Annotated in this window: 19 protein-coding genes and 1 pseudogene; 16 read left to right on the plus strand and 4 right to left on the minus strand. The window is 70.1% G+C overall.

Annotation, left to right across the window (positions count from 1 at the left end; translation table 11 throughout):
* Positions 1-4: 4 nt before the first annotated feature.
* A complete protein-coding gene (locus EXE45_RS01510; protein WP_092922409.1) occupies positions 5-475 on the minus strand; it encodes an MGMT family protein in 471 nt (156 codons plus the stop codon).
* A gap of 154 nt (positions 476-629) precedes the next feature.
* On the opposite strand from EXE45_RS01510, the gene trpC reads away from it, so the two are divergent.
* From trpC to EXE45_RS01540, 6 genes are all read left to right on the plus strand, one after another.
* On the plus strand, positions 630-1,481 hold the full coding sequence (trpC, locus tag EXE45_RS01515) for an indole-3-glycerol phosphate synthase (RefSeq protein WP_137693323.1): 852 nt from the start codon (positions 630-632) through the stop codon (positions 1,479-1,481).
* Positions 1,478-2,782, plus strand: coding sequence for a tryptophan synthase subunit beta (trpB, locus tag EXE45_RS01520; protein WP_092922403.1), 1,305 nt, complete (start codon positions 1,478-1,480; stop codon positions 2,780-2,782). The genes trpC and trpB overlap by 4 nt, the downstream gene beginning before the upstream one ends.
* Positions 2,783-3,679, plus strand: a complete 897-nt coding sequence (gene trpA, locus EXE45_RS01525; RefSeq protein WP_092922400.1) for a tryptophan synthase subunit alpha — start codon at positions 2,783-2,785, stop codon at positions 3,677-3,679.
* 101 nt (positions 3,680-3,780) lie between these two features.
* Positions 3,781-4,572 carry a 2-amino-3,7-dideoxy-D-threo-hept-6-ulosonate synthase gene (locus tag EXE45_RS01530; RefSeq protein WP_092922397.1) on the plus strand — a complete coding sequence of 264 codons (792 nt, stop codon included), beginning with the start codon at positions 3,781-3,783 and terminating at the stop codon, positions 4,570-4,572.
* Positions 4,573-4,664: 92 nt separating this feature from the next.
* The gene (locus tag EXE45_RS01535) at positions 4,665-5,837 is read left to right on the plus strand and encodes a 3-dehydroquinate synthase II (RefSeq protein ID WP_137693324.1); all 1,173 of its coding nucleotides are present in this window, start codon (positions 4,665-4,667) and stop codon (positions 5,835-5,837) included.
* A gap of 108 nt (positions 5,838-5,945) precedes the next feature.
* Positions 5,946-6,563 carry a hypothetical protein gene (locus EXE45_RS01540; RefSeq protein ID WP_092922391.1) on the plus strand — a complete coding sequence of 206 codons (618 nt, stop codon included), beginning with the start codon at positions 5,946-5,948 and terminating at the stop codon, positions 6,561-6,563.
* Between the two features lie 26 nt (positions 6,564-6,589).
* On the opposite strand, the gene EXE45_RS01545 is transcribed toward EXE45_RS01540, so the two are convergent.
* Positions 6,590-8,116 (minus strand): carboxypeptidase M32, encoded by a 1,527-nt coding sequence (locus EXE45_RS01545; RefSeq protein ID WP_137693325.1) that lies wholly within the window; start codon positions 8,114-8,116, stop codon positions 6,590-6,592.
* 166 nt (positions 8,117-8,282) lie between these two features.
* Here EXE45_RS01545 and EXE45_RS01550 point away from each other — a divergent pair, with 166 nt between their 5' ends.
* The 3 genes and pseudogenes from EXE45_RS01550 (at position 8,283) to hflX (ending at position 10,895) form a co-directional block, all read left to right on the plus strand.
* Entirely contained in the window at positions 8,283-9,326 is a 1,044-nt protein-coding gene (locus EXE45_RS01550) for a low specificity L-threonine aldolase (RefSeq protein ID WP_137693326.1), read from the plus strand.
* A gap of 103 nt (positions 9,327-9,429) precedes the next feature.
* Positions 9,430-9,531 (plus strand): annotated as a pseudogene (locus tag EXE45_RS21190) (DUF2209 domain-containing protein); the annotation flags it as partial.
* On the plus strand, positions 9,528-10,895 hold the full coding sequence (hflX, locus tag EXE45_RS01560) for a GTPase HflX (protein WP_137693327.1): 1,368 nt from the start codon (positions 9,528-9,530) through the stop codon (positions 10,893-10,895). The pseudogene EXE45_RS21190 and the gene hflX, both read left to right, overlap by 4 nt.
* A gap of 61 nt (positions 10,896-10,956) precedes the next feature.
* On the opposite strand, the gene EXE45_RS01565 is transcribed toward hflX, so the two are convergent.
* Entirely contained in the window at positions 10,957-11,556 is a 600-nt protein-coding gene (locus EXE45_RS01565) for an NADPH-dependent FMN reductase (protein WP_137693328.1), read from the minus strand.
* Positions 11,553-12,701, minus strand: coding sequence for a dimethylsulfone monooxygenase SfnG (gene sfnG, locus EXE45_RS01570; protein ID WP_137693329.1), 1,149 nt, complete (start codon positions 12,699-12,701; stop codon positions 11,553-11,555). Before sfnG ends, EXE45_RS01565 begins: the two co-directional genes overlap by 4 nt.
* 281 nt (positions 12,702-12,982) lie before the next feature.
* Between sfnG and acs (EXE45_RS01575) the strand changes: the two genes are divergently transcribed.
* The 7 genes from acs (EXE45_RS01575) (at position 12,983) to EXE45_RS01605 (ending at position 22,242) form a co-directional block, all read left to right on the plus strand.
* Positions 12,983-14,944 carry an acetate--CoA ligase gene (acs, locus tag EXE45_RS01575; RefSeq protein ID WP_137693330.1) on the plus strand — a complete coding sequence of 654 codons (1,962 nt, stop codon included), beginning with the start codon at positions 12,983-12,985 and terminating at the stop codon, positions 14,942-14,944.
* A 202-nt stretch (positions 14,945-15,146) separates the two neighbouring features.
* Complete coding sequence (locus EXE45_RS01580; protein ID WP_092922370.1) at positions 15,147-16,925, plus strand: bacterio-opsin activator domain-containing protein; 1,779 nt, start codon at positions 15,147-15,149, stop codon at positions 16,923-16,925.
* A 96-nt stretch (positions 16,926-17,021) separates the two neighbouring features.
* Entirely contained in the window at positions 17,022-19,016 is a 1,995-nt protein-coding gene (acs, locus tag EXE45_RS01585; RefSeq protein WP_092922367.1) for an acetate--CoA ligase, read from the plus strand.
* A gap of 111 nt (positions 19,017-19,127) precedes the next feature.
* Positions 19,128-19,607, plus strand: coding sequence for a DUF4212 domain-containing protein (locus tag EXE45_RS01590; RefSeq protein ID WP_137693331.1), 480 nt, complete (start codon positions 19,128-19,130; stop codon positions 19,605-19,607).
* On the plus strand, positions 19,604-21,433 hold the full coding sequence (locus EXE45_RS01595) for a VC_2705 family sodium/solute symporter (RefSeq protein ID WP_137693332.1): 1,830 nt from the start codon (positions 19,604-19,606) through the stop codon (positions 21,431-21,433). The genes EXE45_RS01590 and EXE45_RS01595 overlap by 4 nt, the downstream gene beginning before the upstream one ends.
* Complete coding sequence (locus EXE45_RS01600; RefSeq protein WP_092922358.1) at positions 21,433-21,894, plus strand: universal stress protein; 462 nt, start codon at positions 21,433-21,435, stop codon at positions 21,892-21,894. The genes EXE45_RS01595 and EXE45_RS01600 overlap by 1 nt, the downstream gene beginning before the upstream one ends.
* 72 nt (positions 21,895-21,966) lie before the next feature.
* The gene (locus EXE45_RS01605; protein WP_092922355.1) at positions 21,967-22,242 is read left to right on the plus strand and encodes a hypothetical protein; all 276 of its coding nucleotides are present in this window, start codon (positions 21,967-21,969) and stop codon (positions 22,240-22,242) included.
* The last annotated feature ends 2 nt before the right edge of the window (positions 22,243-22,244 follow it).

A 22,244-nucleotide genomic window follows, 5' to 3' on the forward strand; every position in this document is an offset into this window, starting at 1 on the left:
ACCGTCACTGAGAGAGGCCCTCGACGCGCCGGAACGCGCTCCGGACGTCGCTCGGCGTCGCGTGCGGTCCGCCGCCCACTCGGTGGTCCGGGAGCAGGACGGGTATCGGATTGTCGGTGAGCGCGTCGGTCACGATTTCCAAGTCGTCGGCGTCGTCGGGGTCGAACCCGGCGAGCCGCGCGAGCCGACTCACGGAGACGTCCTCGCCGTAGGGCACGCTCCGAAGCGACTCCAACACCTCCCGCTGCTCGGTGGGAACCGTCAGTCCGAGCGCGACCTCGTGGAACTCGTCGCGCTCGCCGTCGAGGTACGCGTCGATCCGGTCCAGTAACTCGTGATCGGTCTCTGCGTCCGCCGGCGGATCGGCGGGGAACGACACCGAGATGACGCGCCCGCCGGCGAACCCGACCTGTACGGTCCGACCGATCTCGTCGAACTCCCGGGCGAAAACGCCGGACGTGCCCGACATACTCATACCCTCCATTGGAAGGGTCGAACACTTAAATCACCGGCCGCGAGACCGAGTTTGGATCGCAGGCGCGGGTCCCCGACCCGGCCCCGCGTCGATTCCGAGTCGATCGGCGAGGCCCGCAAGCCTTATGAACAGATACGTACATTAGTGTATAGTAATGGACGATCCAGACGAGCTGGCGCCGGCGGTCAGATCGATCCTGTCCGCCGCTCGGGAGCGCGCCGACGCGGGCTCGGGAGAGAGCGTCTCGGTCGCTTCACGCGACCTCTCGGCCGCGTTCGAGCGGGCCGAGACCGACGGGCGCGTCCCGGTGATCGCCGAGGTGAAGCCGACGAGCCCGACGACCGATGGCGCTCGCGACGACGACCCGGTCGCGCTCGCGGAGGGGATGGTCGCCGGCGGGGCGGCGGCGCTGAGCGTGCTCACCGAGCCGGAGCACTTCGGCGGGAGCGTCGACACGCTCGAACGCGTGCGCGACGCCGTCGACGTGCCGGTCCTCCGGAAGGACTTCGTCGTCGACGAGGGACAGTTGGACGCCGTCGAGAGCGACGTCGTCCTCCTGATCGCTCGCTTCGTCGGCGACGACCTCCCGGACCTGCTCGCGGCCGCCCGCGACCGCGGCTTTCAGGTCCTCGTCGAGGTCCACGACCGCGGGGAACTGGAACGCGCGCTCGACGCGGGCGCGACGACGGTCGGCGTGAACAACCGCGACCTCGCGGAGCTCGTCGTCGACCTCGAAACCTTCGAGTCCGTGGCGCCCGGCGTCCCGGACGACGTGACGCTGATCGCCGAGAGCGGCATTGGATCGCCCGCGGACGTCCGCCGGATGCGGGCGGCGGGCGCCGACGCGCTGCTCGTCGGCAGCGCGATAATGGACGGCGACGTGGAGGCGAACACGCGCGAGTTGGTGCGGACGGAGGCGGACGGTGACGGCGCCGCGGAGGGCGGCGCGGTCGCGGACGAGGAGGACGTGAGCGACACCCAAGACACCACGGAGACCCCCACATGAGCGAGACCGACACGCGGACGACGGAGGAAACGGAGCGGGCGCGGCGCCCCGGCCGCGAGCGCGGCCGCGACGACGGGAAGTTCGGCCGCTACGGCGGCCAGTACGTTCCGGAGGCGCTGATGCCCGCCATCGAGGAGCTGACCGACGCCTACGAGCGCTACGTCCTGAACAACGAGGACGGGTTCATGGACGAGTTCCGCGAGCGCCTCGCCGACTTCGGCGGGCGGCCGACGCCGCTCCAGCGCGCCGGCCGGCTCTCGGAGCGCTACGACACGGAGGTGTACCTCAAGCGGGAGGACCTCCTCCACGGCGGCGCACACAAGCTGAACAACGCGCTCGGGCAGGTGCTGCTCGCGAAGTACATGGGCAAGGAGCGCATCATCGCGGAGACCGGCGCCGGGCAGCACGGCACCGCGACCGCGATGGCGGCCGCGCACCTCGACATGCCCTGTACGATCTACATGGGCGAGCGCGACATCAACCGCCAGCGCCCCAACGTGTTCCGGATGAAGCTCAACGGCTCGGAGGTGAAGCCGGTGACGACGGGGCGCGGCACGCTCAAGGAGGCCATCTCCGAGACGATGCGGGACTGGGCGGCGACCGTCGAGGACACCCACTACGTGATCGGGTCCATCGTCGGGCCGCACCCGTTCCCGGTGATGGTCCGCGACTTCCAGGCGGTCATCTCCGAGGAGGCCCGCGAGCAGGCGATCGAGAAGACGGGCGGGCTTCCGACCGACGTGGTCGCCTGCGCGGGCGGCGGCTCGAACACGATGGGGACCTTCGCCGAGTTCGTCGACGACGAGTCCGTCGCGCTCCGCGCCGTCGAGGCGGGCGGCTCCACGCTCGAAGTCGACGAGGAGGCGGGCGTCGCGCCCAACTCCGCGTCGCTGTACGCCGGCGAGGAGGGCGTCCTCCACGGCGCGCGGACGAAGCTCCTCCAGGACTCCGACGGGCAGATCATGGAGAGCCACTCCGTCTCCTCCGGGCTCGACTACGCCGGGGTCGGCCCCGAGCTCGCGTACCTCGTCGACGAGGGGCGCGTCGAACCGGTCGCGGTCGACGACGACGCCGCGCTGGAGGGGTTCCACCGGCTCTCGAACACCGAGGGGATCATCCCCGCACTTGAGACGGCCCACGCGTTCGGCTACCTCGAAGAGCACCACGAGGACCTCGGCGACCGCGTCGTCGTCAACGTCTCCGGGCGCGGCGACAAGGACCTCGACGCCGCCATCGAGGAGACGGACCGGCGCGACGTGCCGAACGCGCCGGACATGTCGATGTTCACGGGGGGGATCTGAATGGGGGAGACGGGCAACTCCGACGCCGTCGCCGCCGCGTTCGCGGACGGCCCCGCCTACGTCCCGTACCTCGTCGTGGGCGACCCGGACTACGAGTCGTCGAAGGCGTACGTCGAGGCGCTCGACCGCGGCGGCGCCGACGTGATCGAGCTCGGCCTCCCGTTCTCCGAGCCGATCGCGGAGGGGTCGACGATCCAGGAGGCGCTCGTCCGCTCGCTCGACGCGGGGATGACGCCGGAGCGGTTCTTCGCGTTCGCGGAGGAGGTGGAGGTCGACGCCGCGCTCGTCTGTATGACCTACTACAACCTGATTTACCAGTACGGTGACGGCGAGGCGCGAAGCGCCTCGAACGCGAGCGGCGAAGCCGCGAGCACCGGTCCCCGGCCGTTCGTCGAGCGGGCGGCGGCCGCGGGGATTCAGGGGCTCGTCGTCCCCGACCTCCCGGCCGAGGAGGCGGACCCGCTGCGCGAGGCGTGCGACGAGTTCGGGCTCGACCTCGTCTTCATCGTCGCGCCGACGACCCGCGCGGACCGCCTCGACCGGCTGATGGAGCGCGTGTCGGGGTACGTGTACGTCCAGGCACGGCTCGGGACCACCGGCGCCCGCGACGACGTCTCCGACCAGACCACGGAGAGCCTCGACCGGCTCCGCGAGTACGACGTGCCGAAGGCGGTCGGGTTCGGCATCTCGACCGGCGAGCACGCCGAGCGCATCGTCGCGGGCGGCGCCGACGGGATCATCGTCGGTTCGGCGCTCGTCGACGTGGTCGCCGAGGGCGTCGCGGAGGACCTGTCGACCGAAGAGGTGGCCGACCGTCTAGAGGCGCTCTCGCGAGAGCTGAAGGCGGGCGCCGAGCGCGGCTACCGCTCGCGGACCGAGGCCGTCGAGTCCGCCTGAGTCGGACCGGGACGCCCGCGGACCGAAACGACACAATACGTCCCCGAACGAAACCGACTTACCTCCGATTGCCACACTCTCACACAACGACCCACCACACCATGACAGCAGGACTCTCGGCACGACTCGACCGCATCTCCACGAACGACCGATACCTCATCGTCCCGATGGACCACGGGATCACGATGGGCGCCGTCGAGGGGCTCGTCGACATCGAGTCGACGATCGACGGCGTCACCGGCGGCGGGGCGGACGCGGTGCTCACCCAGCGTGGGATCGCGCCCCGCGTCCACGAGAACAAGAACGACGCGGGCTACATCGTCCACCTCAACGGGTCGACGACGATCGGGCCCGACGAGAGCGACAAGCGCGTCACCGGCACCGCCGAGGACGCGGTCCGCGCCGGCGCCGACGCCGTCTCCTTCCACATCAACGTCGGCTCGGAGTACGAGCCGAACCAGATCGAGGAGCTCGCGGAGCTGACCGCCGACGCCGAGCGCCTCGGGCTCCCCGTCCTCGCGATGGCGTACGCGCGCGGCCCGGGCGTCGACGAGTCCGATCCCGAGGCCCTCGGGCACGCCGTCCGGCTCGCCGAGGAGCTCGGGGCGGACGTGGTGAAGACGGGCTACTCCGGCGACGGCGACTCCTTCGAACGCGTCACGGAGTCGACCCGCCTGCCGGTGGTCATCGCCGGCGGCTCCAAGGGGACCGACCGCGAGACGGTGGAGATGGTCCGCGGCGCGATGGACGGCGACGCCGCCGGCGTGTCGATGGGGCGGTCGATCTTCCAGCACGACGACCCCGAGGGGATCGCTCGGGCGGTCTCCGCCGTCGTCCACGACGACGCCGGCGTCGAGGAGGCGCTCCGGGCGGGCGGGTTCGTCGAGGCGTGAGGTCGGGCGGGGCTTGACCGCGGGGCCGCGGTTCGGCCCGGTCCGCTGTTCCTTTCGCAGTTTTCAAGCCGTCGCGCCGTGAGGTTCCGGTAATGACACGCACGGTCTGGGTCAAGGCCGACGGCGACGTCGGCGACTGGGAGGCGCGCAAGCGACGGGTCACGACCGCGATCGAGGCCGGCGCGGACTGGGTGCTCGTCGACGAGGACGACGTGGGTCGCGTCCGGGAGCTGGGCGACGTGAACGTGGCGGCGTTCCGCTCCGACGCCGACGTGATCGACGACGCCGAGACCGACGTCGAGGCCGACGCGTACTTCGTCGGGAAGGGCGGGGAGGGCGACGGGACGATATCGATGCCCGAGGACTTCTCCGGGTCGGCGGACCTGACAACGCTGCGCCGTCGCGACGACCGCGCACAGGGGGCGTACGTCCGCGTCCTCGGCACCGAGTACGAGCGCTTCGCCGAGGCGGCGGCCGAAGACGCCGAGTTCACCGTGGTCGTCGGCGAGGACTGGTCGATCATCCCGCTCGAGAACCTCATCGCCCGCGTCGGCGAGGAGACGCACCTCGTCGCGGGCGCGACGACCGCCGCCGAGGCCCGGACCGCGTTCGAGACGCTGGAGATCGGCGCCGACGGCGTCCTCCTCGATTCCGACTCGCCCGACGAGATCCGCGGCGCGGTCGAGGCCCGCGACGCGGCCGACCGCGAGACGCTGGACCTCCGCCGCGCCGAGGTGACGGAGATCGAACAGACCGGGATGGCGGACCGCGTCTGCATCGACACGGGATCGCTGATGGACGACAGCGAGGGGATGCTCGTCGGTTCGATGTCGCGCGGGCTCTTCTTCGTCCACGCCGAGACCGCGGAGTCGCCGTACGTCGAGTCGCGCCCGTTCCGCGTGAACGCGGGCGCGGTCCACGCGTACGTCCGCAACCCCGAGGGCGGCACCAACTACCTCGCGGAGCTGTCGAGCGGCGACGAGGTCCAGGTCGTCGACACCGACGGCCACACCCGCGAGGCGGTGGTGGGGCGGGTGAAGATCGAGAAGCGCCCGATGTTCCGGATCCAGGCGGAGATCGAGACCGACGACGGCACCGACCGGATCGAGACGCTCATCCAGAACGCCGAGACCGTGAAGATCGCCACGAGCGAGGGGCGCAAGGCCGTCACCGACGTCGAGCCCGGCGACGAGGCGCTCGTGTTCTACGAGGACGTCGCGCGTCACTTCGGCGAGGCCGTCGAGGAGAGCATCATCGAGAAGTGAGGCGGTCGCGGTCGCGCGGCCGCGACTCCGATCGCGCTCGGGGGCGGAGAACCGGCCCGGATCGTGTCGACCCGAACGCATTTCACGGAGACCCCGGATCCGGTGTCCATGGCAGTCGCTGACGAAGGTAGCCGTCACGTCGCTGAGTCGGGATTCGTCGACCGGGTTCGTCACCTCGCAGACGCCGCGAACCCGGCGTTCGCGGCCGGGAGCTTCCTCGTGCCGCTGGCGTTCTTCGCCGCGAGCCTCGCGCTCGCGAGCACCGAACTGCTCTTCTACACGCACGTCGCCGCCGGCGCGGTCTGGTTCGGCTTCGCGGTCATCTTCCCGGCCCTCATCGGTCCGACGCTCGGCGGCCTCGACGAGGAGGCGTCGGCCGCGGTGAACAGGACGCTGATTCCGAAGGCCGTCTTCTTCCTCGTCGGCTTCTCGCTGACGACGGTGCTGTCCGGGACGGTCCTCCTCACGCCCGACCTCGGGCTCGGGTACGGCTTCGGCGGGACGTGGTCGGGGCTCGCGCTCGGCGTCGGCTGGGGGCTGTTCGCGTTCGGGCTGGCGGTTCCCCACCGGCTCCAGCTCAGCGCGTACTACGAGACGCTGTCGCCGGATCCGGATTCCTCGCGGCTCGAATCGATCGAGAAGCAGAACCTCGTCGTCGGCCTGTTCGAGGGCGCCGTGATGCTCGCGCTCATCGTGTTGATGACGGGGTTCCGACTGGGAATATAAATGAAACGTCGCGGGAACGGAGCGACTCAGATCCCGTAGAGTTCGCCGTACTTCTCGTCGACGTAGTCGAGGAAGGCGTCCGCCGAGAAGTCCTCGCCGGTCGCCCGTTTCACGAGCTCGTTCGTCTCGTAGCGGGAGCCGTGCCGATGGACGTTCTCGCCGAGCCAGTCCTGGAGGTCGTCGAACTCGCCCTCGGCGATCTTCCCGTCGAGGTCGTCGATGTCGGCCTCGGCGGCGTCGAACAGCTGGGCGGCCATCACGGAGCCGAGCGAGTAGGTGGGGAAGTAGCCGAAGTTGCCGTGGCTCCAGTGGATGTCCTGGAGGCACCCCTCGCTGTCGGTGTCGGGGCGGATACCGAGGTACTCCTCGTACTTGTCGTTCCACACCTCGGGCACGTCCTCGACGTCGAGGTCGCCGCGGATCAGGTCGCGCTCGATCTCGAACCGGATGACGATGTGGAGGTGGTAGGTGAGCTCGTCGGCCTCGACGCGGATGAAGTTGTCCTCGTACACCTGGTTGAACGCCTCGTAGGCGTCACGGACCGTCGCATCCTCCGTCTGCGGGAAGTGCTCTTGGAACACGGGGAGGAACCGCTCCCAGAACGCCTCGCTGCGGCCGACGTGGTTCTCCCAGAGGCGCGACTGCGACTCGTGGACCGAGAGGTCGCGGGACTCCCCGAGCGGGGTGCCGAAGTGCTCCTGCGGGAGCCCGAGGTTGTACTGCGCGTGACCGAACTCGTGGATCGTCGAGCCGACGGCGCCGAGCGGGTCCTCCTCGTCGAACCGGGTCGTCACGCGGCAGTCGAACTGGTTGCCGGAGGTGAACGGGTGCGAGGAGACGTCGAGGCGGCCGCGGTCGAAGTCGTAGCCGACGAGCTCCAGCGCGTCACGGGAGAGCGCTTCCTGCGTCTCCTCGGGGAACGTCCCCTCGAAGGTGTCGACCGCGAGGTCGACATCCGACTCGCGGATCGCCTCTATCATCGGGACGAGCGCCTCCCGGAGCTCGGTGAGGATCGACTCCGCGCGCTCCATCGAGAGGCACGGCTCGAACTCCTCGAAGAGGACCTCGTAGGGGTCGCGGTCGGGGTCGATGTGCTCGGCGTACTCTCGCTTCAGCTCGACGTGCTTCTCCAGGTAGGGCGCGAACGTCTCGAACTCGTCTTCGGCCTTCGCCTCCTCCCACGCCTGGAGCGCCTCGGAACCCGTCTCGGAGATCTCCTCGACGAGCTCGACCGGGACGGCATCGGCGCGCTCGTACTCGCGGCGGACCTCGCGGACGACCGCCGCCCGCTCGTCGGTGAGGTCGGCGTCGTCGAGCTCGTCGAGCAGCTCGCCCGTCTCGTCGGCGGTGACCATGTCGTGGTGGACGGAGGAGAGCGCCGAGAGCTGCTTCGACCGGGCGGGCGTGCCGCCCTCGGGCATCATCACCTGCTGGTCCCAGCCGAGGACGCCGGAGGCGCTGCCGACCGCGTTCCACCGCTGGACCCGGTCGAGGAGGGCGTCGTAGGCGTCCGGTGCGTCGGTTGCGTCGTCTGGCGCGGCTTCCGTTGCCATACGCGACGGATCGATCCCGGCCGTTAAGAAGGGACCGGACGCGGAACCGGGCCGACTCGCGCGGAACCGCCGGGACCGGACGCGGAACCGCCGAACTCTCCCCGTCGCCGCGGCCGTTCGTCGAGCGCGAGATATATGTCCGCCGCCGCGGAACGACCCGTAACGGATGTCCGACGAGTTCATCGACCTGCGGTCCGACACCGTCACGGCGCCCTCGGCGGAGATGCGCGAGGCGGCCGCGACCGCCGAGGTCGGCGACGACGTGTACCGCGACGACCCGACCGTCAACGAGCTGGAGCGGCGCGCCGCCGAGGCGGTCGGCACCGAGGCCGCGCTGTACGTCCCCTCGGGAACGATGGCGAACCAGATCGCGGTCCACGCCCACACGGAACCGGGTCAGGAGCTCCTCTTAGAGCGCGAGTCGCACATCTACCGGTGGGAGCTGGCGGGCGCGGCCAAGCTCTCCGGCGTCCAGACGCGGACGATAGACGCCGGCGAGCGCTGCGTCCCGACGCCCGACGCCGTCCGCGAGGGGCTCGTCGACGAGGACCTCCACCGCCCCGGTACCGGGCTCCTCAGCCTGGAGAACACGCACAACTACCGCGGCGGCAAGGCGATCCCCGTCGATCGGATCGCGGCCGCGGCCGAGGCCGCACGCGACGCCGACGTGCCGATTCACCTCGACGGCGCGCGCGTGTTCAACGCCGCGGTCGCGCTCGGCGTCGACGCGAGCGAGATCGTCGCCCCCGTCGACAGCGTCACCTTCTGCCTCTCGAAGGGGCTCGGCGCGCCCGTGGGCTCGATCCTCGCCGGAGACGAGTCGTTTATCCAGGATGCGCGCCGCGTCCGCAAGCTGTTCGGCGGCGGGATGCGCCAGGCGGGCATCATCGCGGCGCCCGGGCTCCGCGCGCTGGAGAACGTCGACCGCCTCGCCGAGGACCACGCCAACGCCGAGCGGCTCGCGGCCGGTCTCGACGCGCTCGACGGCGTCGACGCGCCCGCGCCCGACACCAACATCGTCGTGGCCCACACCGAGGACGCCGGCATCCCGGCCGAGTCGCTCTACGCGGCGTGTAAGGAGGCCGGCGTCGGCTGTGTCGAATTCGACGACTACACGACGCGGTTCACCACGCACCTCGACGTCGACGAGGCCGACGTCGACGCCGCGATCGACCGGATCGCGGCCGTCGTGGAGGGCCTGCGAGACTGACTCGACGGTTCGGTCGGTGGCGGAGACGGGCGGCGCTCACCGGCGAGCCCGCGACTGAAGCCGCGGGTCGCCGACCCCGCGGGCCTCGACCCGCGGCGAACGCGCCCTCCAGCCCGATTTTAAATACGTCGAGGGCGTAGACGGGGCCGAAACAGTGCAGGCAGCACATCACGCCGCGAACGCCGCCCGCGATCCCCTTCCATGAGCGGCGGTGCCGGGGAGCCGGGTAGCGACGGGGAGTTGGGCAGCGACGGGGAACCGATCACCGGAATGCGCCGAGCGGTCGTCGCCAAGCGCGTCGATTCCGGCGAGGCCGACCTATCCGAGATCCGGCAGCTCGCGGCCGCCGCCGGCTACGAGGTGGTCGACGAACTCACGCAGACCCGCACTGAGGACGCCGCCTTCATGTTCGGCGAGGGGAAGGTCGCGGAGCTCCGCGACCTGGTCCGCCGGACCGGCGCCGAGGCGGTGATCGTCGACAACGACGTGGGCCCGTACCAGACGTTCAACGTCGGCGGGAAGCTCCCGGAGGGCGTCGAGGTGGTCGACCGCTTCACGCTCATCCTCGAGATCTTCGGGCAGCGCGCGAACACGCGGAAGGCGCAGCTCCAGGTCGAGCTCGCGGAGCTGCGGTACGAGCTCCCCCGAGCGGAGGCGAAGGCGAGCCTCGCGAAGCGCGACGAGCGCCCCGGATTCATGGGGCTGGGCGAGTACGACGAGAGCGTCGAGCGCGACATCAAACGCCAGATATCCGAGATCCGCGACGAGCTGGAGTCGATCGCGGAGAAGGAGGAGGCGCGCCGCGAGCAGCGCCGCGAGTCCGGCTTCGACCTGGTCGCCCTCGCTGGCTACACCAACGCCGGGAAGTCGACGCTGATGCGCCGGCTCGCGGACGAGCTGGCGGTCGACGAGAACGCCGACCGCCACCGCGACCTCGACACCACCGCCGAGTCGCAGGACATGCTGTTCACGACGCTCGGCACCACGACGCGCCGGGCGGAGATGGAGAAGCGCGACGTCCTCCTCACCGACACGGTGGGGTTCATCTCGGACCTCCCGCACTGGCTCGTAGAGTCGTTCGAGTCGACGCTCGACTCCGTCTACCGGGCCGACCTCGTGCTGCTCGTCGTCGACGCCAGCGAGCCGGTCGCGGAGATGCGCGAGAAGCTCGTCACGAGCCACGACACCCTCTACGAGCGCAACGAGGCGCCCGTCGTCACGGTGTTCAACAAGATCGACCGGCTGGAACCCGGCGAACTCGCGGACAAGCGCGCCGCCCTCTCGGGCGTCGCGCCCGATCCGATCGCGGTCTCGGCGAAGACCGGGGCCGGGGTGGCCGAACTCCGTGACCGCGTCGAGGGCGAGCTCCCCGACTGGGAGCGCGAGCGACTCGTCCTCCCCGTCTCGGACGACGCGATGAGCCTCGTCTCGTGGGTCCACGACCACGGGTACGTCGCGGAGGAGACGTACGCGGGCGACCAGGTGACGGTGGACTTCGAGGCGAAGCCCTCCATCGTCTCTCGGGCCCGCGCGAAGGCGGCCGAAATCGCGCCCGCCGAGTCGGCGTGAGGGGTCGCCTCGACGACGCGACCGGGTCCGGTTCGCTGCGGGCCGGTGGGACGGCTCCGGCTCAGAACTGCGGACCGAGCGACCCGAGCGCGTTGCTCTCCTCTATCGCCCGCGAGAGGTCGACGGTCGCGGCCCCGAGGGTTTCCAGCCGCTCTCGGACGGCGTCGTCCGCCACCTCGCGGGACTCGAAGTCGTCGTCGCTCGCGTACACGCCGTCGACGACGTGGGCGCCGAAGAAGGCGAAGACGGGTCGGAGCTCCTGATCGACCGCGAGGTAGTGGTGATCCGTCGCGCCGGTGGCGACGAGCCCGACCGCGGCGTCCTCGAACGGCGCGACGTCGGCCTGCCACATGCCGCGCGGGACCATGTCGAGCAGGTTCTTCAGCGCCCCGGAGTGGGAGCCGCGGTAGACCGGCGTACCGACGACGTAGGCGTCGGCCGCGACGATCCGTTCGAGCGCGGCCGCGGTGTCGCCTTCGTACTCGTCGAGCCCGCGTCCGTCCGCGGTGACGAGGTCGTACTCCGCGAGGTGGAGCACCTCCGTCTCGACCCCGTCGCCGGCCGAATCGGCCGCCTCGAGCGCGGTCTCGACCGCGCTGCGGGTCTTCGACTCGGTCGAGACGCTGCCCGCGATCCCGAGGACGCCGGTCGCGTCGGTCACCGCGCCACCTGCGCGCCGGCGATCTCTTCGACCTCGTCGCCCCCTTCGATCTCGTCGAGATCGAGCGGGTCGGCCTCCTCGACCCGCGGGATGATCGTCTCGCCGAACCGCTCCAGTTCCTCGTCGTAGTGGAGGAACCCGGCGAGCACGACGTCGATCCCGATCGCGTCGAGCTTCCGGATCCGCTCGACGATCTGATCGTCGGTCCCGATGAGTCCGGTCTTGAACCCGTCGTTGTACTGGACCAGGTCCTCTACGTCGGAGTCGGCCCACATCCCCTCGCCTTCGGCGGACGACTGCCCGGCCTGTTTCACCTGTTCCCGGAACGCCTCGACCGCCTCGTCGGTCGCGTTCTCGATGATTCCCTCCAGCGTCTCCTTCGCCGCGGCCTCGGTGTCGCGCTGGATGACGAAGGCGTTCGCCGCGAACCGCGGCGGCTCCGTGTCGAACTCCGCGGCGTACTCCTCGACGTCCTCGATCACGGCGCGGATCTCCTGAAGGCTCCCGCCGTTGATGAACAGCACGTCGGCGTTGCGCGCGGCCATCTTCCGGGCCGCCTGCGAGTTGCCGCCCTGGAACACCTGCGGGTACGGCTCCTGGACCGGCTTCGGCTCCAGCGGCGCGCCCTCGAAGCCGTCGATGTCGCGGCCGATCGTGTAGAACCGGCCGTCGTAGGTGGCGCGCTCCTCCGTCCACAGCGCCTTCATCGCCTCGATGAACTCCTCGGAGCGGGCGTACCGCTCGTCGTGGGCGAGCCACGACCGGCCGAACCCGGTGAACTCGCCTTTGAACCACCCGGAGACGACGTTGATCGAGAAGCGGCCGTCGCTGATGCGGTCGGCGGTGGCGATGAAGTTCGCCAGCGGGCCGGGCTCCCACAGCCCGGGGTGGACGGCGCCGATGACGTGGAGGGTCTCGGTCTGCGCCGCCAGCGCGTTCGCGGTCGACAGCGCCTCCAACTGGCGGTCGGCGCCGTAGCTCCCGAAGAACCGGGCCTGCGCGAGCGCGTAGTCGAAGCCGACGTCCTCCGCCGTCCGCGCCAGGTCGAGGTTGTACTCGTACGTCCAGTCGGTGTCCATCTCCCAGTCGGAGACGACCAGCCCGCCGCTGACGTTCGGTACCCAGTAGGCGAACTCCGTGTCCATACCCCTCGTCCGGTCGGTTCACGGGTAAGAGGCCCCGTAGTGGTGAGTCATGGCGTTGCTCCCCGGAGACGGCAATGGTTGACGCTCTCTCGGATCCGCGGGACGAACGGGACGCCGCCGCCGGCCGGTCCGCATCGGCGCCCCGACCGTTCCACTCGGTAGGGAGCCGATCACTTCCATGGGGCAGGGGCTCAATCGGCCCCTACTGGCGGGGGACCGGTCACCCTCAGCCGGCGGGGATCCGGACAAAGTATACATCCCTTGGATTGCGAACTGGTACCATGGACGACGTCGGAGTCGACGGGTGGCGAGCGTTCGGGGGTGCTGACGGCGACGCCGTCGAGCCGCCGGCGGAATTTCGCGGTCGGGCCGCCGCGAGCGACCCCGCGGTGTACGAGCGGTTCGACCGGGAGGGGCCGGAGGCGTGGGGCGCGGCCGCCGACCTGCTGACGTGGGACCGGGAGTACGAGACCGTCCTCGACGACTCCGAGCCCCCCTTCTACGAGTGGTTCCCCGACGGGCGGCTCAACGCGGCGGCGAACTGCGTCGACCGCCACCTCGACGACCGCCGGAACCAGCTCGCGATCCGGTGGTTCGGGAAGCGCGGCGAGCGCCGGTCGTACACGTACCTCGACCTCCACCGGGAGGTGAACGCGGTCGCGGCCGGGCTCCGCGACCTCGGCGTCGAGGAGGACGACGTGGTCACGCTGTACCTGCCGATGATCCCGGAGCTGCCGATCGCGATGCTGGCGTGCGCGCGCATCGGCGCGCCGCACAACGTCGTCTTCGCGGGCCTGTCCGCGGAGGCGCTCGCGACCCGGATCGACGCGGCCGACTCCGAGTACCTGATCACCTGCGACGGCTACTACCGCCGGGAGGACGCGTTCAACCAGAAGTCGAAGGCGGACAACGCTCGGATCCGCGCCGAGGGGGAGCTGTCGGCCGCGGTCGTCGTCGACCGGCTCGGCGACGAGCTCGCCGTCTCGCTGGGCGACGACGAACACGAGTACGGCGCGCTCGTCGACGCGCACGACGGCGAGACGGTCGAACCGGTCGCGCGCGACGCGACCGACCTGCTGTTCGTGATGTACACCTCGGGGACGACCGGGCGACCGAAGGGCGTCGAACACGCCACGGGCGGCTACCTCGCGCACGTCGCGTGGACGACGCGGAACGTCCTCGACGTGCGCCCCGACGACACCTACTGGTGCGCCGCCGACATCGGCTGGATCACCGGTCACTCCTACGGGGTGTACGGCCCGCTCGCGACCGGCACGACGACCGTGCTGTACGAGGGGTCGCCCGACTACCCCGACCGCGACCGCGTCTGGGACCTGATCGAGCGCAACGCGGTCACCGTCTTTTACACCTCCCCGACCGCGATCCGGTCGTTCATGAAGTGGGGCGCGGAATACCCCGAGTCGCACGACCTCTCGTCGATCCGGCTGTTGGGGACCGTCGGCGAGTCGATCACGCCGAAGGCGTGGCGCTGGTACCGCGAGCACGTCGGCGGGGGCGACGCCCCCGTCGTCGACACGTGGTGGCAGACCGAGACCGGGGCCATCGCGCTCGCCACGCTCCCCGGGATCACCCCGATGAAACCGGGGAAGGTCGGCCCGCCGCTCCCGGGTATCGACGCCCGCGTCGTCGACGAGGACGGGGAGCCGGTCGACCCCGGCGAGTCGGGGTACCTCACGCTGGCGTCCCCGTGGCCCGGGATGCTCCGCGGGCTGCGCGAGGGCGACGAGCGCTACCTGCGGGAGTACTGGCTGAACGGCGAGGACGGCTGGCGCTACCGGACCGGCGACGGCGCGGCCGTCGACGAGGACGGCTACGTCGCGATCCTCGGCCGCGTCGACGACGTGATCAACGTCCGGGCACAGCGTTTCAACACCGGCGAGCTGGAGGCGGCCATCGTCGACGCCGAGGGAGTGACCGAGGCCGCGGTCGTCGGTGACGACGACGGCCAGATCGTGGCGTACGTGACGACGAAAGGCGACGTGGAGCCGGACGAGGGGCTCCGCGACGCCATCGCGGACCGACTCGCGAGCGCGGTGGGAGACGTGGCTCGCCCGGATCGGATCGTGTTCACCCCGGAACTCCCGAAGACGCGCTCGGGGAAGATCATGCGACGACTGCTGGAGGACATCGCCCGCGGCGAGGAGTTCGGAGACGTGAGCGCGCTCCGTAACCCGGAGGTCGTGGGCGAAATCGAGTCGACCGTCCGAAAGGGGGACGACTGACGGTCTCGCGGGATTCGGTCTCCTCCCGTCGGAGCGTCTCGACGCCGGACCGCGACCGTTTCGGGATCTGATGAGATAACGAAACGAGTACCCGGATGATACGCCCGACGACGGCGTCTCGCCGCGCGTGCCCGAATGACCGCGGCGAGGAGCGAACTTCCGGAACAGTTTAGTTTCGTCTGCTTATTGCTATCCGAAACGAATGGTCGACGCCCTCGACGCGGACGCCTACGGCGCGCTCGTCACCGCCGCGGAGACGTATCGCGCGGCGCTCGTCGTCAGGCTGGCCGGCGAGGCGGGGCTCCGCACCGGAGAGATACCCCGCGTCGCCCCCCGGCACCTCCGCGAGGCGGAGTCGGTCGCGGGCGTTCGAATCCTCGCGGTGCCCGCGATCGGCGGCGACGAGGGAGACGCCGCGGAGTCGACGGGACCCGGAGACGACCCGATCGACCGCGAGACCGTCGTTTCGGCCTCGCTGGCCGCCGACCTCGATCGGTACGCGACGAGCGAGGGACTCGACGACGACGACCCGTACGTCGGCGTCTCGCCGCGTCGCGTCCAGATGATCGTGAGCGAGACCGCCGCGCGGGCCGCCGACCGCACCGACGCCGCGCCCGACGAGCGGGTCACCCCGAGCGCCCTTCGGAAGACGTTCGCTCGGCGGTTACTCGTCGAGCGCGACGTCGACCCGCGGGCGGTCCGCGACGCCGGCGGTTGGGAGTCGCTCGGCACGCTCGACCCGTACCTCGATCCGCTCGACGGCGAGGCGCTCGCGGCCGCGATAGCCGGCGAGGAGGACGCCGCCGCGGCGGAGCGGACCGGAACGACCGCCTTGGCGGGGTTCGAGGCGCTCGCGGACCCCGAATCGGGAGATCCCGTCGCGGCCGTCCCCGCGGGCGTCCTCGAGAGCGATCGCTGGGCCGAGGCCTGGGTCGTCCGTCGGGCGGTCGGGGGCGAGCCGGCCGACGTGGCCGCGACCGCGGGCGTCGACCGAGAGACGCTCGCGGACCGGGGCGCGACCGCCGAGGGACCGTGGTCGGACGCGATAGCGGACCGCACGCCGACCGCGACCGACGGTCACCAGGGAACGAGGGGCCGGCCCGCGGTCGCGGTCCCGGCGGCCTACGAGGGCGTCGTTCACGGGGCGCTCTGCGTCGTCGCGGCCGACGACGATCCCGTCGGCGGGACCGAGCGCCGGGCGCTCGCCGTCCTCGGACGGTGTCTCGGTCGGGCGATCACCGCGGACCGATGGCGGGAGCTGCTCCACTCGGACGCGGTCACCGAGGTCGAATTCCACACGAGGGACGACGCCGCGTTCCTCGCGCGGGCGAGCGAGCGACTCGACTGCCGGATCCAGTTGGCGTCGACCGTCGACGTCGACGACGAGGTCTCCCGGGCGTACCTCTCCGTCGACGGGGCGCGCCCGCAGGACTTCGCGGCCGCCGTCGAGGCGGCGCCGGGCGTCTCCGACTTCCGAGTGATCGAGACCCGCGAGGACGGCTGCTCGGCGTCGGTGCGCCTCGCCGCCGGATCGCTGGTCCGGGCGCTCGTCGACCGCGGCGCGACGGTCCGCGAGGCGTCCGCCGCCGACGGCCGCGTCCGCGTCGCCGCAGATTTCCCCGAGGGCACGAACGTGAGGCCCGTCGCGGACGGTCTCCGCGACCGCTTCGCGGACGTTCGACTCGCCAGCAAGGAGTCGGTCGCGCGCTCGCCGCGCACGGAGTCGTCGCTGCGAGACGGGATCGCCGACAGGTTCACCGACCGCCAGTGGGCCGCGCTGTCCGCGGCGTACCACGGCGGCTACTTCGACTGGCCGCGCGGCAGCACCGCCGAGGAGGTCGCAGACGCCATGGACGTCTCGTCGCCGACGTTCCACAACCACCTCCGGAAGGCCCAGCGCGCCCTGCTCGACGGCGTCTTCGAGGACGGTACGGAGCGATCGGTCCGGGACGGCGACGAGCGCGCGGTCCGCAACGGGTGAGCCCGGCGACCCGGACAGATCGGCACCAGTCTGTCACGATTTTTCGTATTTAGCGTCAGCGTTTATATGGCGATATTGGTTGAGTACGACCGTACCATGACAGAGGGAGACGGCCAACTGGAAGCGAGATTAGCGGAACAGGAAGTATTCGAGCCGTCGGAGTCGTTCGTCGAGCAGGCGAACGTCTCCGACCCGGAAATCTACGAGGAGTTCGACGAGAACTGGCCCGAGTGTTGGGAGGCGGCCGCCGACCTGCTGGAGTGGGAAACCGACTACGACCAGGTGCTCGACGACGGCAACCCGCCCTTCTACGAGTGGTTCACGGGCGGTGAACTGAACGCGTCGGCGAACTGCCTCGACCGACACCTCGACGAGCGCGGCGACGAGGCCGCCATCGAGTGGGTCGGTGAACCCGTCGACGAGGACGACCGCACGTACACCTACGAGGAACTCCACCGCGAGGTGAACGAGTTCGCGGCCGCCCTTCGGGAGCAGGGCGTCGAGGAGGACGACGTGGTCACGATGTACATGCCGATGATCCCGGAACTGCCGATCGCGATGTTGGCGTGCGCGCGCATCGGCGCGCCCCACAGCGTCGTGTTCGCCGGGTTCTCGGCCGACGCGCTCGCGACGCGGATGAACGCCGCGGAGTCGGAGTACCTCGTCACCTGCGACGGCTACTACCGTCGCGGCGACCCGCTCGACCACCTCGACAAGGCGAACGAGGGGCTCGCGGGCGTCGACCACGAGACGACAACGGTCGTCGTCGACCGGCTCGGCCCGAACGGCGACGACTTCGGCCACGACCTCGGCGACGACCAGATCGATTACGACGACCTCGTCGCGGCCCACGAGGGCGCCGAGGTCGAGCCGGTCACCCGCGACGCCGAGGACATGCTGTTCCTGATGTACACCTCGGGGACGACCGGCAAGCCGAAGGGCGTGAAACACACGACCGGCGGCTACATGTCGTGGGTGTCGTGGACCTCGCAGTCGGTCCTCGACATCAAGCCCGATGACACCTACTTCTGTTCGGCCGACATCGGCTGGATCACCGGCCACTCGTACATCGTCTACGGGCCGCTCTCGCTCGGCACGACGACGATGATGTACGAGGGGACGCCGGACCACCCGGAGCGCGACCGGCTCTGGGAGATCGTCGAGGAACACGACGCGACCCAGCTGTACACCGCGCCGACCGCGATCCGCGCGTTCATGAAGTGGGGTTCGGAGTTCCCCGACCGCCACGACCTCTCCTCGCTGCGGCTGCTCGGCACGGTCGGCGAGCCGATCAACCCGCGGGCGTGGAAGTGGTACTACCAGCACATCGGGAACGAGGAGTGCCCGATCGTGGACACGTGGTGGCAGACCGAGACCGGCGGGATGATGGTGACGACGCTCCCCGGCGTCAAGGACATGAAGCCCGGCGCCGCGGGGCCGCCGCTGCCGGGGCTGGACGTCCAGATCCTCGACACGCTCGGCGACGAGGTAGAGCCCGGAAAGGCCGGATACCTCACGGTACAGAAGCCGTGGCCCGGCATGCTCCGGACGCTGTACAACAACGACGAGCGCTACATCGAGGAGTACTGGGCGGAGTACTCCGACACCGACAGCGACGATCCCGACGACTGGGTGTACTTCCCGGAGGACGGCGCGAAGATCGACGACGACGGGTACATCACCGTTCTCGGACGCGTCGACGACGTGCTCAACGTCTCCGGCCACCGGCTGGGGACGATGGAGATCGAGTCGGCGATCGTCGGCGTGGAAGGCGTCGCGGAGGCCGCCGTCGTCGGCGGGAACCACGAGATCAAAGGCGAGGCGGTGTACGCCTACGTCACCACCGAGGACGGCTACGAGGGCACCGACGAACTCCGCGAGGCGATCGTCGGGGGCGTCGAGGACGCCATCGGGCCGATCGCCCGCCCCGAGCAGGTCGTGTTCACGCCGGACCTGCCGAAGACCCGGTCCGGGAAGATCATGCGTCGCCTGCTCGAGAACATCGCGGACGGCGAGGAGCTCGGGAACACGAGCACGCTCCGGAACCCCGAGATCGTCGAGGAGATCCAACAGAAGGCCGACGCCGAGTAGCGCTCGGCGGCCCGTTTTCGAGGCGACCAACACGGACGGAGCGCACGGCACGGCGCACGAATATCACGATAAAATCGCACAAACGAATCACGATAATACACACCACAACACATGACAAACGATAACTCACGAAGTTCGGACGACGCGGCGGCCGACGGTGGCCGCGCAACCGGCGACGCGGCGGCCGACGGTGGCCGCGCAACCGATGACGTGGCCACTGATGGCGGCGTCGCTTCCGCGGGAGCCGCACAGACGCACAAGGATACCGATTACCTCGGAGCGGAGGTGAACATCCTGAACCCGAGCACGCCGTACATGCGCGATCACCTCCGCATCGTCTGGACGGGGTTCGCGATCTGGGTCCTCGCGGTATGGGGGCCGGTGACCCTGACTCGGCTCGCACCCGAGGCGATGACGCAGACGATGCCGATCTTACAGTTCCCGCTCCACTACTTCCTCGTCGCGTTCGGCGCGCCGACCAGCGCGCTGATCTTGGCGTTCTGGTACTCGCGCAAGCGGGACGCGCTCGACGAAAAGTACGGGATCGAGCACACTGACGTCGCCGCGACCGACGGAGGGACCGACGAATGACGGGACGTTCGCTGCTCCTCCAGAGCGAACTCCTCCCGGAGGCCCTCGACATCTCGTTCAAGATCGGGCCGGCGCTGCTCGTGATCGGAATGCTGGGCCTGTTCCTGACGATCGGGTTCGTCTTCCGCGTGGCCGACACCGACGACATGTGGGTCGCCGGCCGGTCCATCGGGAACGTCGAGAACGGGATGGCGATCGGCGCGAACTGGATGTCCGCGGCGTCGTATCTCGGGATGGCGGCGTCGATCGCGCTGGCCGGCTTCTACGGGCTGGTGTTCGTCGTCGGCTGGACGACGGGCTACTTCATCCTGCTCATCTTCCTCGCCGCGCAGCTGCGCCGGTTCGGGAAGTACACGGCGCCGGACTTCGTCGGCGACCGGTTCAACTCCGACACCGCGCGCGCCATCGCGGCGGTGACGACGTTCCTCATCGGCTTCGTCTACGCCATCGGACAGGCGAAGGGGATGGCCTTGGTCGGCCTGTACATCTTCGGTAACTACGGCGGCCTCATCCCCGGCTTAGACGGGTACCAGGTGATGGTCGTCGCGATGATGGTCGTCACCGTCGGCTACCTGACGCTGTCCGGCATGCTGGGCGCCACGAAGAACCAGGCGGTCCAGTACGTCATCCTCATCCTCGCGTTCGTCGTCGGACTGTTCGTCGTCGGCTACACCAACGGCTACTCCACGGTGCTGCCGCAGCTCGAGTACGGCGCGCTGATCAGCCAGCTCGGCAGCGAGTTCTCCGAGCCGTTCGCGGGTTCGAGCTACTACCTCTGGGTCGCCACGACGTTCTCGCTCATCGTCGGCACCTGCGGGCTTCCGCACGTCCTCGTCCGGTTCTACACGGTCGAGAGCGAGCGGACGGCCCGCTGGTCAACGGTCTGGGGGCTGTTTTTCATCTGTATCCTCTACTGGAGCGCCCCGGCGTTCGCGGCGTTCGGCACCGACCTCTACTCGCAGAACGTCGGCGCGACGTACGGCGACCCCGGCATGACGAGCGCGGCCAGCGAGGTCATCGTCGTGCTGGCGGCGCAGCTGTCCGGCCTCCCGGACTGGTTCGTCGGCATCGTCGCGGCGGGCGGTATCGCCGCGGCCATCGCGACGGTCGCCGGGCTGTTCATCGCCGGCTCGTCGGCGATCAGCCACGACATCTACACCAACATCATCAACGAGGACGCGACGCAGCGCCAGCAGATCCTCGTCGGCCGCCTCTCGATCGTCGCGCTGGGCGCGCTGACGACGCTGGCCGCGCTGAATCCCGCGTCCTCGATCGCGGCGCTCGTGGGATACGCGTTCTCGCTCGCCGGCTCCGTGCTGTTCCCGATGTTCTTCCTCGGCATGTGGTGGGAGAACGCCAACCGACAGGGGGCGCTGGCCGGCATGACCACCGGGCTGACGCTCTGGTCGATCCCGATGATCAACCAGATCGTCCCGACGTACATCGGCTCGCTCGAGGCGCCGCTGTCGACCGGGCTCGCGACGTGGATGCCCGCCATCGGCTCGGCGCTCATCACGCTCCCGATCGTGTTCGTCGTCACCATCGTCGTCTCGATGGCGACCGACGAACCGTCGCTGGAGACGAAGCGCATCGTCCGGCAGTGTCACAGCCCCGAGCCGATGAGTCAACAGGAGACCGCCGAGGACGTCGTCGCCGCGGACGGCGGCGAGGACGTGGCGACCGACGGCGGCCGCGCAGTTGACGACGCGGCCGCAGACGGCGGCCCCGCAGTTGACGACGCGGCCGCAGACGGCGGCCCCGCAGTTGACGACGCGGCCGCCGAGAGCGACCGCGCTGACGACGACTCCACGGAGGCGGAGCGGTAATGTACGAACGCATCCTCGTTCCCACCGACGGAAGCGACGTCGCGGAGGCCGCCGTCGACCACGCGCTCGACCTCGCGGAGCGGTACGACGCCGAGGTCCACGCGCTGTACGTGGTCGACATCGACTCGGTGAACTTCAGCCTCGGGACCGAGCAGGTCGACCGGCTCAAGCAGGGTCGGTTCGACGAGATGGGCGAACTGAAAGACCAGGCGGACGAGGCGACCGGCGTGGTCGCCGACCACGGTGCCGAGCGTGGCGTCGACGTCGTCGAACACGTCTCCGGCGGCCGGCCGCACAAAGTGATCGCCGACTACGCGGAGGACAACGGGATCGACCTCATCGTGATGGGGAGCCACGGCCGGGCCGGCGTCAGGCGCGCGCTCTTGGGCAGCGTCACGGAGCGCACCCTGCGCTCGACGCACGTCCCCGTCCTCGTCGTCGACTACCTCGACGAGGACTGAACGTCCTCGATCGCGCGGCCGACCCCGCGCGATTCCGCAACACCGACGTACCCCCTCTCACACACTCACCTCATGCCCGACACGGACGCCGCGGAGACGCCGGACGACGCCTCACCCGACCCCAGCGTCGCTGACCGCGCCCGGAACGTGCTCAGCGAGAACGGCACCGGAATGGTCCAGGACCTGCTGTTCGCGTTCGCGTGGGTGGGGCTCGTGTCGCTGCTGTACGACTTCGCCTTCTCCGCGGCTCCGCAGTGGGTGCTGTACATGTTCATGCTCGCCGGGATCCCGGCGTACTTCGGCTTCTTCATCTCGCTGGAGATCGCGAGGGAGCGCGGCGCGCGCTGAGT

The organism is Halorubrum sp. SP9 (assembly GCF_005435015.1).
Lineage (GTDB): Archaea > Halobacteriota > Halobacteria > Halobacteriales > Haloferacaceae > Halorubrum > Halorubrum sodomense.